We start from the raw sequence: 13264 nt of genomic DNA, 5'->3' as shown, positions 1-13264 counted from the left end.
GTGCGTGCCTGTTGCTTGCATACCGGGAAACGTCGCACGGCGCGGCAGAGGGGGCTGCTCTTGCGTGCGATGGACGTAAGCGTAGGGGAACGGCGGTGGTTTTGCTGCGCCGCAAACTGCGCCAGCATGTCGCAGAAGTCAATCTCAAATCGACAAAGGTATGCGCTAACGCATTGATAAAGATCAATTTAAATTAAGTGCGCGAGATGCACTGAATGGACGTGAGGGGGAGCGCAGTGCGTCAATACACCGCGCAGAGGGACGGGGTGCGTCAATGCGTCGTCGTGGACGGCCTGGTGGAACTGCCCCGGAGATATTCAAACGCGCTTTGCCGTGCGATCGTCGCGTACGCCGCAAAACGAAAAAGATAAGGATGACGATGTAATCGCGGTATCCGTGCGGATCGCGCCACGGCTTGCCGGCCGTCGCCGCCAGTCGGCGAGCGCGAGCGCCGCGAGCAGGCACGCGCCCGTACCCGCCTGCGCTTGCAGCGCGATCTGGCCGAGGCTGCGCGAAAGCGTGCCGGTTGCGGCGGTGTCGGCGAGCGCGGGGCGTGCATCGGCGTGCGGATGGGCGGGCATGGGGAAAGCATGGCGAGCATGGGCGATGCGCGTCGCTTCCGCGTGCTTTAGCGTTGATAGTTGCTATTTGCTTCGCACGAGAGGGCGTTCGCCGCGCCAGTGCGCACCGGATTTGCCCGCCGCGTTACGATATGTGCACGGCGATGCTGGCAGCCAGCCGGCGCTGCATGGAGCCGCGGTAAGCGCTGAAGCTGGCGCCAACTCTGATCAACAGCTCTGCATGGGATCAGAGTAAGCGCTAAAGCGCCAACTCTGATCGACAGCTCTGCATGGGATCAGAGTAAGCGCTAAAGCGCTAACTCTGATCGACAGGAGACGGGCGATGCGTGAAGTGCGTTGGGCATCCGAAACCAGCGAGGGCGTCGAGCATCTGGCGTTCGACGCGAAGCACGGCACAAACGGCGACGTGATCCGCGTGGAAAGCGTGGTCGTCGGGGAGCGCTACGGCAAGGCCTATGGACTGTGCTACGCGATCGAGTGCGATGCGCGCTGGCGAGTGACCTGGGCGGCGCTGCGCGTGATGGGCGGCCGCGCACTCGTCCTCCGCGGCGACGGAGAAGGCCATTGGCGCGACGGCGAAGGGCGCGTGCTCCACGCGCTGGAAGGCTGCATCGACATCGATATCGCCGCGACGCCGTTCACGAACACGCTGCCGATCAAACGCCTCGGCCTCGAACGCGGCGAGCGCAGGCCCATCTGCGTCGTGTACATCGCCGCGCCCGAGCTGGAGCCAATGCCGGTCGAACAGGCCTACGTCTGCATCGAACCCGGGCGCGAATATCGCTACGAGGGCATCTTCCGCGACTTCACGGCGAATCTGCGCGTGGACGAGGACGGCCTCGTGATCGACTATCCCACGCTGTTTCGCCGGCTGCCGCCGCGGGGGCGCTGATAGCGGCCATCAGCCGGAAAACGCGCGCATCAGGCCGCGTTGCCCGCACCCTTGCCGAACAGCAACTGCTCGATCAGCGTGTTGTCGATGGTCTCGTTGTTGAGCGTGCGCGCCAGCAGCTCGCCCGCGAGCAACTGCGGCGAAAAAACCATGTCGGGCTGCAACAGGCGCAGCCGCTGCAGGTTGCGGCTGTCGTTCACCAGCGCCACGGTGCGCACCTTCGGCGCGAGCTCCTTGATCGCGAGAATCACGAAGGCGTTCTCGGCGTCGTCCGAGCGCAGCGCGAGCGCGGCGAGCGCGGTTTCGGCGCCCGCACTGTGCAGTGTGGCGGTGTCGCTCGCGTCGCCGACGATGAGGTCGGTCTGCGCGGGATAAGTGTGCGGCGTGTTGGGCGCGACGATCACGGTCGCCGCGTAGCCGCGCTTGACGAGCCCCGCGTATACGCTGTGCGCGAGCGGCGACGCGCCGACGATCAGATAGTGGTTCTTGCGGGTCACGTTGGAGATGCCTCCCTTCACGATGCGTTTCAAATGGCCGCCGATCACGGGTCCGATCACGGCGCTGATCGACGTCGCGAACACGGTGATGCCGAGCACGATGATCGAAGCCGTGAAAAGCCGCGCCGTGTCCGAGCGCGGCACGATATCGCCATAGCCGACCGTGGACATCGACACGATCGAGAAGTAGAACGCCGTGACGAAGTTGCGGATCGGCGGCGCGAAGTCGTCGCCCAGGTAGAGCGAGCCGAACACCGCGTAGACGATCAACGAGCCGATGCTAAGGAATGCGAACAGGGAGCCCGCGGCCAGGCTCGCCCGGTCGAAGCGGCGCCAGTAGTAAATGAGCGCGCAGGCGAGCGCAAGCGTGAAGGCGGCGAGCGCATGGCTGCGATAGTCGCCCCACAGGCAAATGCTGGCCGCGGCCGCGAGCAGCACCAACGCGAGCACCCACGCCATGCGCGCCCGCAATGCAATGCCGATCGACATCGTCGCGAGGCCGGTGGCGACCACCGCCTGGGGAAGCGCGAGCACGCCGAACGCATTGATGAGCGTGATCCAGTCTTCGAACCAGTTGCCGCGCGCGTGTTCGAGCGCTTTCTGCGCGACCGGGCGCACCAGCATCAGGCCGTTTACGACCAGCAGCAAGGCCAGGTAGCCGTGCGGCACGAGAGCGATGGCGTAGCCGCGCAGGCGGCGCGCGAACGTTTTCATTGTTGCGCTTGCTGGGCTTGCTGCGCCTCGGCGGCCGCTTGCGTCTGCACGATATGCAGCTCGCGCGTGCGCAGCGGCAGCGAACACTGCGCGTCGTTCAGCGTCTGGCGCACTTTGCGCGACAGCTCCCAGCGCAGGTCCCAGAACGTGTCGATGTTCGACCACGCGCGCACGTTGAGCACGGCGGTGCTGTCGTCGAAGCGCATCACCATCACTTGCGGCGCGGGCGAGGCAAGCACGCGCGGGTCGTCGGCGGCGAGCGTGCGCAGCGCGGCGATGGCCCGGTTCACGTCGTCGCGCACAGACACTTCGACTTCCAGGTCGAGCCGGCGCGTGGGATTGCGGCTGAAATTGCGGATCGAGTTGCTCCACAGGGCGCTGTTCGGCACGTATTCGCAGATGCCGTCGGGTTTCGTGAGGCGCGTCGTGAAGAGGTTCACTGCCTCCACCGTGCCCGCCACGTTGCCGCCGCCGCCATCGATATAGTCGCCCACCCTGAACGGCCGCAGCAGCAACAGCATGATGCCGGCCGCGATGTTCTGCAGCGTGCCTTGCAGTGCGAGGCCGATGGCGAGACCGGCCGCCCCGAGCACCGCGACGATGCTGGCGGTCTGGATGCCGAGCTGCGAAAGCGCGCCGATCACGGCGACGAGCCGCACGCCCCATACGGCCGTATCGCGCACGATGGGGCGCAGCGTGGGGTCGATGCTGCTGCCGCGCCGCGCGATCCAGTTGGCCATGCGGCGCGCGAACCACCAGCCGAACCAGAGGATCGCGGCCGCCGCGCACACGCGCAGCGCGAGCGCGGAGAGCGCGTCCCACAGGAAGTTCCAGTTGGAGGGATGCAGGTGGGCGAGGAGAGATTCCATGGGTGATAAGTCCTTGTCTTCGGCGCCGTGGATCTGGCTCCGTTGCGAAAGGACGTATTGTACGAGCGGCGTTTCGCTTGCGGCGCGCGCGTGGCGTGCCGCAATGCCAGAAGGTCCTCGGGGGCGTCGTCAGCCCTTGGGCGGCGTATCCGCGCCGGGGCCGAGCGTGCGCTGCATGAGCGCCGTGTCGCGCCACTCGCCGTGCTTGAAGCCCACGCCGCGCAGCGTGCCGGTCAGCTCGAAGCCAAGGCGCTCATGCAGCTTGAGCGAACCGCCGCGCGGGTCGGCGACCACGGCGATCATCTGCCGCCACGGGCCTGCCTCGCAGCGCCCGATCAGCGCGGCGAGCAGCGTGTGGCCGAGACCACGGCCGCGAAAGGCCTCGTCGACGTAGATCGAGTCTTCGATCGTGTAGCGGTACGCCGGGCGCGGCCGGTAGGGCGTGGCGTAGCAATAGCCCGCCACGCGGCCGTCGATCTCGGCGACGAGCCACGGCAAGCCGTGTTCGCGCACTGCGCGGTGGCGGTGCAGCAGCTCGTCGAGCGAGGGCGGCGTTTCCTCGAATGACGCCGCGCCGTGCAGCACGTGGTGCGCGTAGATCGCGGCGATGGCGGGAAAGTCGTCGGCGGTGGCATCGCGCACGTGCGCTTGCGCGGGGGATTGCGGGTTCATCGATTCGAGCGGCGCGTAACGGACGGACGCGCAACAGGTTGGCATCCCTCACTATGCCTCGCGCAGACGGCCTTTTGAAGCGCGCCAAAAATCCCTCGCGCGCAGGCACATGCGGGCGCGCGCCGAATCGGCCGTTCAAACGCGCTGCGTTCGCGCGCCGTTGCCGGCAGACGGCGCGGCCGTCGCGCGCCCGAACCGCCGCGCGCCGGCCACGCAGGCGATCACGACGGCGGTGACCGCGATCATCGCGGGCGGCACGGACTCGTGCAGCAGCAGCGCCGCGAGCACGAAGCCGAAGAACGGCTGCAGCAGTTGCAGTTGTCCGACTCCCGCGATGCCGCCGAGCGCGAGCCCGCGATACCAGAACACGAAGCCGATCAGCATGCTGAAGAGCGACACATAGGCGAGCCCCCACCACGAGGCCGCGCCCACGGCGGCGACCGACGCGGGCCGCAGCCACCACGCGAGCGGCGCCATCACGGGCAGCGAGATCACCAGCGCCCAGCAGATCACCTGCCAGCCGCCCAGATGCCGCGAGAGCCGCGCGCCTTCCGCATAGCCGAGACCGCAGACGACGATCGCGCCGAGCATCAGCGCGTCGCCGAGCGGCGAGGCGTCGAGGCCGTGGCGCAGCGCGAACGCCACCACGGCGGCGCTGCCCGCGGCGGAAAAGAGCCAGAAGGTCGGTTGCGGACGTTCGCCGGCGCGCAGCACGCCGAACACGGCGGTGGCGAGCGGCAGCAAGCCGACGAACACGATCGCGTGCGCCGAACTCACGTGCTGCAGCGCAAGCGCCGTGAGAAGCGGAAAGCCCACGACCACGCCGAGCGCGACCACGACGAGCGGCCCGACCTCCGCTCGCGCGGGCCGCGCCGCGCGCAGCCCGAGCAGCAGCAGCGCGCCGAGCGCGCCCGCGATAGTCGCGCGCGCACCGGTGAGAAACACGGGATCGAGGCCGAGCACGGCGAGGCGCGTGGCAGGCAGCGAGCCGCTGAAGATGAGCACGCCGGCGAGGCCGCAGAGCCAGCCGTCGGTGGTGGAGTCGAGCGTTTTGCGCATGGGCGTCGGCAGGGAAGGCGTTGTCGGGAACCCGATGATGCGCGCCGCGTCCGCCGAAGGTAAGCTACAGATCAGTACAATTCGTTCAAACTGTATTGAATACGGAGCAGTACAGATGAAAGGCATGGCAAGAACCGAAGCCCCGCCCATGACGCGCGTCGAGCAGGTGATGCATGCGCTGCGCGAGCGTATTGCCGCGCGCTCGCTGGCCGCCGGCGCGCGCGTGCCGTCCATCCGTGCGATGAGCGAGCAGCTTGGCGTATCGAATTCGACGGTGGTCGAGGCTTATGAACGCCTCGTCGCCGAAGGCACGCTCGTTGCGCGCCGCGGGGCGGGTTTTTTCGTGGCCGGGCATGCGCCGCCGCTCGCGCTTGCCGCGCTCGGGCCGCAGCTCGACCGCGAAATCGATCCGCTGTGGCTCACGCGCCAGTCGCTCCAGACCGAGGCCGGCGCGTTGCGGCCCGGCTGCGGCTGGCTGCCCGACTCGTGGTTGCCGCAGGACGCCGTGCGGCGCGCGCTGCGCGCCATTGCACGCGACCCGCGCTCGCAGCTCACCGACTACGCCTCGCCGCACGGCCTCCCCGCGCTGCGCCAGCAGCTCGCCTGGCGTCTCGGCCAGCACGGCGTGGAAGCCGCACCCGAGCAGATCCTGCTGACCGACGGGGGCACCCAGGCGCTCGACCTGCTGTGCCGCCTGCTGCTGGAGCCCGGCGACACCGTGCTCGTGGACGATCCATGCTATTTCAACTTCCAGGCACTGTTGCGCGCGCATCGCGTGCATGTGGTCGGCGTACCGTATACGCCTGCCGGCCCCGATCTCGCGGCGTTCGAGCGCATGCTCGCAGAAGCTCGCCCGCGCCTTTACGTGACGAATTCGGCGATCCACAACCCTACTGGCGCGACGCTCGCGCCCACCGTCGCGCACCGGCTGCTGAAGCTCGCCGGGGAGCACGATCTCCTGATCGTCGAGGACGACATCTTCGCCGACTTCGAGATCGAGCCTGCTCCGCGCCTCGCGGCATTCGACGGGCTTGCGCGCGTCGTCACGATCGGCAGCTTCTCGAAGACGATGTCGGCGGCGGCGCGCTGCGGTTTCATCGCGGCGCGCGCGGACTGGATTGAGCCGCTCGTCGACCTGAAGCTCGCGGTGTCGTTCGGCAACGGGGAGCTGGTGGCCGAACTCGTGCATCGCCTGCTTGTGGACGGGACCTATCGACGGCACCTGGATGCGCTGCGCGCCAAGCTCGCCGACGCGATGGGCGAAACGTTGCAGCGGCTTTCGGCGCTCGGCCTCGCCGCGTGGACGCGTCCCAGGGCGGGCCTCTTCGTGTGGGCGCAATTGCCCGGCGGGCTCGACGCCGCTCAGGTCGCGCGCGAGGCGCTGGCCGAAGGCGTGGTGCTCGCGCCCGGCAACGTATTCAGCGTGTCGCACAGCGCGGGCGCGTTTTTGCGCTTCAACGTTTCGCAGTGCAATCGGCCGAAGGTCTACGAGACGTTGCAGCGCGCCATGGAGCGTGCGGCGCAGCCAGCCTGAATACGGCTGACCGCGGGGCTGACTACGTGGCTGACTGCACGACTGACTGCGCCCTGCGCCAGGCGGGCGCACAGGCCGTTTGCGCGAGGGCGTGTGCGCGGCCGGCGCTCAATGCTGCTTGCGCAGCGGCACGTCGCGCAGCAGCCAGGAAAGCGCGAACGAGCACACCACCACGCACGCGGCCGCGAGATAGACCGTGTGCAGCGCGCCGGCGAAGGCGTCGAGATATTGCGCGTGCAGCGCGGGCGGCAAGTGGCGGATTGCGTCGGGCGTGAGCGGTTGCGGCAGCTCGACATCCGCCGCGAGCACCTTTTCGAGCCGGGCATGCAGCCCGTGCGAAAACACCGCGCCGAACGCAGCCACGCCCACCGAGCCGCCGATCGAACGGAACAGCGTCGCGCCAGACGTGGCGACGCCCATATGGCGAAACGCCACGGCGTTTTGCACGGCGAGGATCAACACCTGCATCACCATGCCGAGCCCGCAGCCGAGCAGGCCCATATAGAGATACATGCGGTGAACCGGCGTCCCGATCTGCAGGCGGGCGAGCAGCATCATCGCGATGGCCACGAGCGCGGTGCCCGCGATGGGGAAGATCCGGTATTTGCCGATCTTGCTGATGATGCGCCCCGTGATGATCGACATGACGAGCACGCCGCCCATCATCGGCAGCATCTGCATGCCGGCCTGCGAGGGCGTCGAGCCCTTCACCACCTGCAGGTAGAGCGGCAGGAACGTGACCGAGCCGAACAGCGACACGCCCACAATGAAGCCGATCAGGCTGGACAGCACGAAGGTGCGCTCGCGAAAGAGTTCGAGCGGCATGATCGGTTCGACGGCGTGCTTTTCCTCGTGGACGAAGCCCGCCACGGCCACGATGCCGAGCAGGAGCGTGAGCCACAGCGTGGGCGACGTCCACGGCAGGAGCGAGCCGCCTTCGCTCGTAAAGAGAATGAGACAGGTGAGGGCGGCCGCGAGCCAGCCCGCGCCCATGTAATCGATCACGTGCTTCACGTGCGCGGCGCGCGGCTTGAACACGGCGCCGATCACGAGGAGCGCGAGTGCGCCGAGCGGCAGGTTGATATAGAAGATCCAGCGCCACGACAGATGCTCGACGAGAAAGCCGCCGAGCAGCGGCCCGATCACGGTGGCGATGCCGAACACGCCGCCGAACATGCCCTGATACTTGCCGCGCTGTGCGGGCGGAATGACGTCGCCGATGGCGGCCATCGTCACGACCATGAGGCCGCCGCCGCCGATGCCTTGAAGCGCGCGCAGCACGATGAGCTGCTCCATGTTCTGCGCGACGCCGCAAAGCGCCGAGCCGGCCAGGAAGATCACGATGGCGGCCTGCAGCACGATCTTGCGGCCGAACAGGTCGCCGAACTTGCCGTAGAGCGGGACGACGATCGTCGAGGTAAGCAGGTAGGCGGTGACGACCCACGAGAGCCGGTCGAGACCGCCCAATTCGCCGACGATGGTGGGCAACGCCGTCGAAACGATCGTCTGGTCGAGCGCGGCCAGCAGCATGACGAGCAGGAGCGCGGGAAACAGCAGCCGGATGGGCGGATAGCCGCCCGCATCGGCGGCGGCCGGGGCAGTCGGCCGCTGCCCGGCATGGGGTTTCGTGCTGGATTCCATCGCGTGCATCTGTCTTGAAATTAATTAACTTGGCGATTAATATTAGGGCAATTATTCCAGTTGGTCAAAATCTAAAACGTTACCGGATGAAAGCGGATATGAAGTCGCCAGAACGCCCTCAAGCCCGTGCAGACGGTGCGCCTGCGCCGGCTCCCGTGCGCGGCCCCGGTCGGCCGAGCGGCGGCCAGGGCGGCGCGGAGCAGCGCACGCGTCTGATCGAGGCCGCGCTTGCGCTGTTTGCGCGCCAGGGCACCGGCGACACGTCGCTGGCCGCCATCGCGCGCGAGGCGGGCGTGACGCCCGCCATGGTCCATTACTACTTCAAGACGCGCGACCAGTTGATCGACGTGCTGATCGACGAGCGCTTCGTGCCGCTGCGCGAGGCGCTCGGCGATATCTTCGATGCACATTGCGACGATCCCGTGGCCGCGCTCACCGCGCTCGCGCAGCGCTTCGTGGCAGTGGGGCGGCAATATCCGTGGTTTGCGCCGCTGTGGGTGCGCGACGTCATCAGCGAGGGCGGCGTGCTGCGCCAGCGTATGCTCGAGCGTGTCGGCCGCGGGCGGCATGAAAGAGCGCACGCGGCCATCGCGCACTGGCAGCGCGAAGGGCGGCTCAATGGGGCGCTCGAGCCGTCGATGCTGCTCCATTCGCTGATGGGCCTCACGCTGCTGCCGCTCGCGACCGGCCAGGTGGGACTCGATGATTCGGGGCAGCATCGCCTCGGCGCCGAGGAAATCGCGCGCCACGCGGTCGCGTTCATCACGCAGGGCGTGGGGCCGGGGCGCAGCGCGGCCTGAAGGGAGGGCGATAGCGCGTCGCAAGCGCGGATTTCGCCGGCGCGCGGTGCGGCCGTGGTAGTCTCCGGGACTTTGGCGGCATGGCTTCCGCGCCGTTCCGCGCAATCCGCGCAATCGCTTCCGGTCGAGGTCCGGTCTGGCTTCTTCTTCCGCTTCTTCAGCTTCTTCCGGCGCAGCGCCGGCCATCGTCTGGTTTCGCGACGATCTGCGTCTCGCCGACCACCCGGCGCTCGCGCAGGCGGCGGCGAGCGGCCTTCCGCTGATCTGTGTCTGGATTCACGATCCGCATGCCTCGGGCGAGCGCCCGGAGGGCGGCGCTGCGCGCTGGTGGCGTCATGAGTCGCTTCGCGCGCTGGATGCAGCCCTGGCGTCGCGCGGCGGCCAACTGGTGCTCCTGCAAGGCGACGAAGCGGCGACGCTCGAGGCGCTCGTCGCCGAATCCGGCGCGCAGGCCGTGTACTGGAACCGTCGCTATGGCGCGGCGCAGCGAGAGGCCGATCGTGCGCTCAAGACCGCGCTGCGAGAGCGCGGCGTGCGCGTCGAGAGTTTCAACGGTCAGCTTCTCAACGAGCCATGGACCGTGTCGAACCAGTCGGGCGAGCCGTTCCGGGTCTTCGGCGCCTACTGGCGCGCCTGTCTGCGCAGGGGCGATCCGCCGCCGCCCGCGTCCGAGCCCGAGCGGATGATTTTTCAATCGCTGCCGGCACGTCTTACCCGGCGCGCATCGAAGCTCGACGATCTCGGCCTCGCCCCGCGCGCGCCCGACTGGGCGAGCGGCCTGCGCGCCGCGTGGCCCGCGGGCGAGGAGGCGGCGCTCGAACGCCTGCGCGCGTTTCTCGCCACCGACCTCGACGCCTACGCCGCCGGGCGCGAAGAACCCGGCGACGCCGCAACGAGCCGCCTCTCGCCGTATCTGGCCGTTGGCGCGATCTCGCCGCGCCAGGTCTGGGCGGCGTTGAAAGCCGCGCAGCACGCGCAAGGGCGCGACTCGGCGCGGCGCGCGGCAAGCGCGGAAAAGTTCGCGAGCGAACTGGGCTGGCGGGAGTTTTGCCATTACCAGCGTTATCACTACGCCGACCTCGCCGCGCGCAACCTGCGTCCCGCTTTCGACGCCATGCCCTGGCGCAAGGACCCGGCAAGCCTGCGCGCGTGGCAGTGCGGGCTGACCGGCTACCCTCTCGTCGACGCCGGCATGCGCGAGCTTTGGCATACGGGCTGGATGCACAACCGCGTCCGCATGGTCGCGGCGTCGTTCCTGACCAAACATCTGCTGATCGACTGGCGCGCGGGGGAATCCTGGTTCTGGGACACACTCGTCGATGCCGATCCGGCCAGCAATCCGGCCAACTGGCAGTGGGTGGCGGGCTCGGGCGTGGATGCGGCGCCGTACTTCCGCATCTTCAATCCGGTCCTGCAGGGTCAGAAGTTCGATCCGCGCGGCAATTACGTGCGGCGATGGGTGCCGGAACTGGCGGGCTTGCCGGACGCGCTCGTGCACGAGCCGTGGAAGGCGTGCGTGCAATCGCTGGCAGCGGCCGGCGTGCGCCTCGGCGAGAATTATCCGCAACGGATCATCGAGCATGAACTGGCGCGCCGGCGCGCACTCGAAGGCTATGCGAAGACCGCCGGGGCGAAGGGCCGCACCGCTTCGAAACAGAGCGGCAGGGCATGAGCGCGGCTTTCATCGGCCTGTCTTGTAGCCCGGCTATCGTGCGCGGCGCGGATGACCTTGCGCGCCGCGCCCTGGAACCGACGGCATCAAGATTGCTCTATCCAGACGGCCCGCGTTGCCGCTCGTTGCCGTATATCCGGCGTCAGGCCAGGTGCGCAACGCCGGTTGCGCGGCGAGCGGGCGAGACGCCGCAGCCCGTTTTTTGGCGTGGACAGGCCGAAGCGTTGCGTTTAGCCTCGCGCGGTCGGCCTGACAGACAGAAAGGCATGTAAGCACACACAATGAATGCAGTACACAAGCTCGACCGGACGACCATCGTTCTCGTCGAAGACGACCCGCAAAGCCGGGCGTCGCTGACTTCGCTGCTGGAGGCGGAGGGGGCTCGCGTCGTGGCGGTCGAAGACGCCGAAACGGGCGTCGAAGCAGCCCTCAACCTCCACCCCGACGCCGTGGTCTGCGATCTCGACCTGCCGGCCATGGACGGCTTCTACCTGATCCAGCGTCTGCGCGACTACGAGATTCGCGGCGATCACGCCCCGACTGTCGCGGTCGCGCTCACGGGCCATACCGACGAAAGCTGGCGTTTGCGCAGCATTGGCGAGGGGTTCCAGCACTTCATGACCAAGCCGGCGCGGCCCGAGGAACTCGTGGCGCTGCTGAGTGACGCCATCGACGCGCGCCAGTCGCTGTGACGCCGCGCACGTTGTGCCGCGAGGCGGGTTCGTATGGATGGCGCGACGCCGCGAGCCGCGGCGCCGTTGCCGTATCGCCCGCGCCTGCCAGCACGTCGAGGCGGGGCAACAGCGCTGCGCCGCCGGTCAGGATTGCGCGGCGGTCGCGGGCGTCGCAGCGGCGCCCGGCGGCGCCGACTGGCTGGCCTGGCCAGCCTGGCATTGCGCGCAGAGGCCCTTGAGTTCGATGCCGTCGCCGGCGAGCCGGTAGCCCGCGGCCTCGATTTGCGCGACGAGCGCCTGGCGCAGCTTCGGTTCGTTCAGCTCGGTGACGTTGCCGCACTGCTGGCAGACGACGAGGATGCCGTGCTGGCACTGCGTGAGGTCGTGACAGACGGCAAACGCGTTGATCGATTCGATGCGGTGAATGAGCCCCGCCGAAAGCAGGAAATCGAGCGCCCGGTAGACCGTGGGCGGCGCCGAGCCCGGATGGATCTGGCGCATTTCGTCGAGCAGCGAATACGCCTTGGTCGCGCGGCCCGAGGCGAGCAGCAACTCCAGCACCTTGCGGCGGATCGGCGTGAGCTTTTCACCGCGTTCGCGGCAATAGGCCTCGGCCATCGCGAGCGCGGACTCGAGCGACGCGCCGTGGGCGCCGTCGTGCGAGTGGGCGTGGTCGGGCGCCTCGCCGTGCGTTTCACCGTGCAAGGCTGCGGCGTCCGGGGACGGTTTTGCTGTCTTCATGCCTGCGATTATACGGGGCGCGCCGCCGGCCCGCCCGCGCTTGCTGTCAGCCGCATTACGTTCCGGCACGTCCCGGTGGCCACCCGGCCGTCACTCAGGTAAGCGGCAGATCGATGTACTTGCGGAAGCCCTGGCGCTGCGCAATCCGCTGATACCAGCGCTCGAGATTGGGCAGCGGCACGCGCTCCACGCCTTCGAGCCCGAACCAGCGGCGCGCGAACGAGCCGAGCACGATATCGGCGAGCGAGAAGCGTTCGTTTTCGAGGAAAAAGCGGCCTTGCAGATGGTGATCGAGCAGTTTCCAGAGCTTGCTTACCTGATCGAGGTCGGCGGCGATCTGCGCCGTGTCGCGCTTTTCCGGCGGCGTGCGCACGAGCCCGAGGAAAACCGGGCGCTCGGCGGGCGCGAGCGTGCCGATGGACCAGTCGAGCCAGCGCTCGATCGAGGCGCGCACCTTCGGGTCGGTCGGGTAGAGCAGGCTCGACGGACCATATTGCATCGCCAGATAGCGCAGGATCGCGTTCGACTCCCACAGCACGAAGTCGCCGTCCACGAGCGTCGGGATCTTGCCGTTCGGATTCATGGCGAGGTAGGAGGGTTCGTTGAGATGGCCGAACTGGCCGCCCGCGTCGAGGCGCTGGAACGGCAGTACGAGTTCATCGCAACACCACAGGACTTTCTGGACGTTCACCGAATTGGCGCGTCCCCAGATCGTGATCATCTGGCGCGTACTCCTTGCAAAGGGGAAAAAGGGTCAAGCCTGCCGCAGGCCGCCACGATACACGATTGCGCGCGACTTTTCCGCAGCCCGGCTTTTCGTAGAATAGGCGCTGCGCCGCGCGAGGCGTTCCTCCGCTGCGCCAGATCCGCGCGGCATCCGTCCCTGGCGTCCCGCGCGGCCGTCGAGCACACCCAACC

General features: G+C 68.1%; 13 protein-coding genes. 5 read left to right on the top strand and 8 right to left on the bottom strand.

The annotated features are described in order from the left end of the window. Nucleotides 1–317: 317 nt before the first annotated feature. Nucleotides 318–581, bottom strand: coding sequence for a hypothetical protein (locus BLU17_RS34600; RefSeq protein ID WP_092002142.1), 264 nt, complete (start codon nt 579–581; stop codon nt 318–320). 322 nt (nt 582–903) lie between these two features. On the opposite strand from BLU17_RS34600, the gene BLU17_RS23670 reads away from it, so the two are divergent. Next, on the top strand, nt 904–1473 hold the full coding sequence (locus BLU17_RS23670; RefSeq protein ID WP_092002139.1) for a putative glycolipid-binding domain-containing protein: 570 nt from the start codon (nt 904–906) through the stop codon (nt 1471–1473). Nucleotides 1474–1502: 29 nt separating this feature from the next. On the opposite strand, the gene kch is transcribed toward BLU17_RS23670, so the two are convergent. The 4 genes from kch to BLU17_RS23650 form a co-directional block, all read right to left on the bottom strand. Next, nucleotides 1503–2684: a voltage-gated potassium channel protein gene (kch, locus tag BLU17_RS23665; protein WP_092002136.1), complete on the bottom strand. Its 1182-nt coding sequence runs from the start codon at nt 2682–2684 to the stop codon at nt 1503–1505. Continuing rightward, entirely contained in the window at nt 2681–3553 is an 873-nt protein-coding gene (locus BLU17_RS23660; RefSeq protein WP_092002133.1) for a mechanosensitive ion channel family protein, read from the bottom strand. The genes kch and BLU17_RS23660 overlap by 4 nt, the downstream gene beginning before the upstream one ends. A gap of 129 nt (nt 3554–3682) precedes the next feature. Further along, nucleotides 3683–4225: a GNAT family N-acetyltransferase gene (locus BLU17_RS23655; protein WP_092002131.1), complete on the bottom strand. Its 543-nt coding sequence runs from the start codon at nt 4223–4225 to the stop codon at nt 3683–3685. 135 nt (nt 4226–4360) lie between these two features. Continuing rightward, nucleotides 4361–5284 carry a DMT family transporter gene (locus BLU17_RS23650; protein ID WP_092002128.1) on the bottom strand — a complete coding sequence of 308 codons (924 nt, stop codon included), beginning with the start codon at nt 5282–5284 and terminating at the stop codon, nt 4361–4363. 115 nt (nt 5285–5399) lie between these two features. On the opposite strand from BLU17_RS23650, the gene BLU17_RS23645 reads away from it, so the two are divergent. Beyond that, complete coding sequence (locus BLU17_RS23645; RefSeq protein WP_092002126.1) at nt 5400–6818, top strand: aminotransferase-like domain-containing protein; 1419 nt, start codon at nt 5400–5402, stop codon at nt 6816–6818. Between the two features lie 108 nt (nt 6819–6926). On the opposite strand, the gene BLU17_RS23640 is transcribed toward BLU17_RS23645, so the two are convergent. Beyond that, nucleotides 6927–8459: an MDR family MFS transporter gene (locus tag BLU17_RS23640; RefSeq protein WP_092002123.1), complete on the bottom strand. Its 1533-nt coding sequence runs from the start codon at nt 8457–8459 to the stop codon at nt 6927–6929. A gap of 98 nt (nt 8460–8557) precedes the next feature. Here BLU17_RS23640 and BLU17_RS23635 point away from each other — a divergent pair, with 98 nt between their 5' ends. The 3 genes from BLU17_RS23635 (at nt 8558) to BLU17_RS23625 (ending at nt 11623) form a co-directional block, all read left to right on the top strand. Beyond that, nucleotides 8558–9259, top strand: coding sequence for a TetR/AcrR family transcriptional regulator (locus tag BLU17_RS23635; RefSeq protein WP_245746999.1), 702 nt, complete (start codon nt 8558–8560; stop codon nt 9257–9259). A gap of 136 nt (nt 9260–9395) precedes the next feature. Further along, on the top strand, nt 9396–10931 hold the full coding sequence (locus BLU17_RS23630; RefSeq protein WP_092002117.1) for a cryptochrome/photolyase family protein: 1536 nt from the start codon (nt 9396–9398) through the stop codon (nt 10929–10931). A 281-nt stretch (nt 10932–11212) separates the two neighbouring features. Continuing rightward, on the top strand, nt 11213–11623 hold the full coding sequence (locus tag BLU17_RS23625; RefSeq protein WP_092002114.1) for a response regulator: 411 nt from the start codon (nt 11213–11215) through the stop codon (nt 11621–11623). A 126-nt stretch (nt 11624–11749) separates the two neighbouring features. Here the strand turns inward: BLU17_RS23625 and BLU17_RS23620 are convergent, their stop codons facing one another. Then, on the bottom strand, nt 11750–12346 hold the full coding sequence (locus BLU17_RS23620) for a Fur family transcriptional regulator (RefSeq protein WP_092002111.1): 597 nt from the start codon (nt 12344–12346) through the stop codon (nt 11750–11752). A 94-nt stretch (nt 12347–12440) separates the two neighbouring features. Continuing rightward, nucleotides 12441–13067, bottom strand: coding sequence for a glutathione S-transferase family protein (locus BLU17_RS23615; protein WP_092002110.1), 627 nt, complete (start codon nt 13065–13067; stop codon nt 12441–12443). Between the last annotated feature and the right edge of the window lie 197 nt (nt 13068–13264).

This window comes from Paraburkholderia lycopersici, assembly GCF_900096975.1.
In the GTDB taxonomy this organism is placed as follows: domain Bacteria; phylum Pseudomonadota; class Gammaproteobacteria; order Burkholderiales; family Burkholderiaceae; genus Paraburkholderia; species Paraburkholderia lycopersici.
This window is presented reverse-complemented; position numbering and strand designations above follow the sequence as displayed.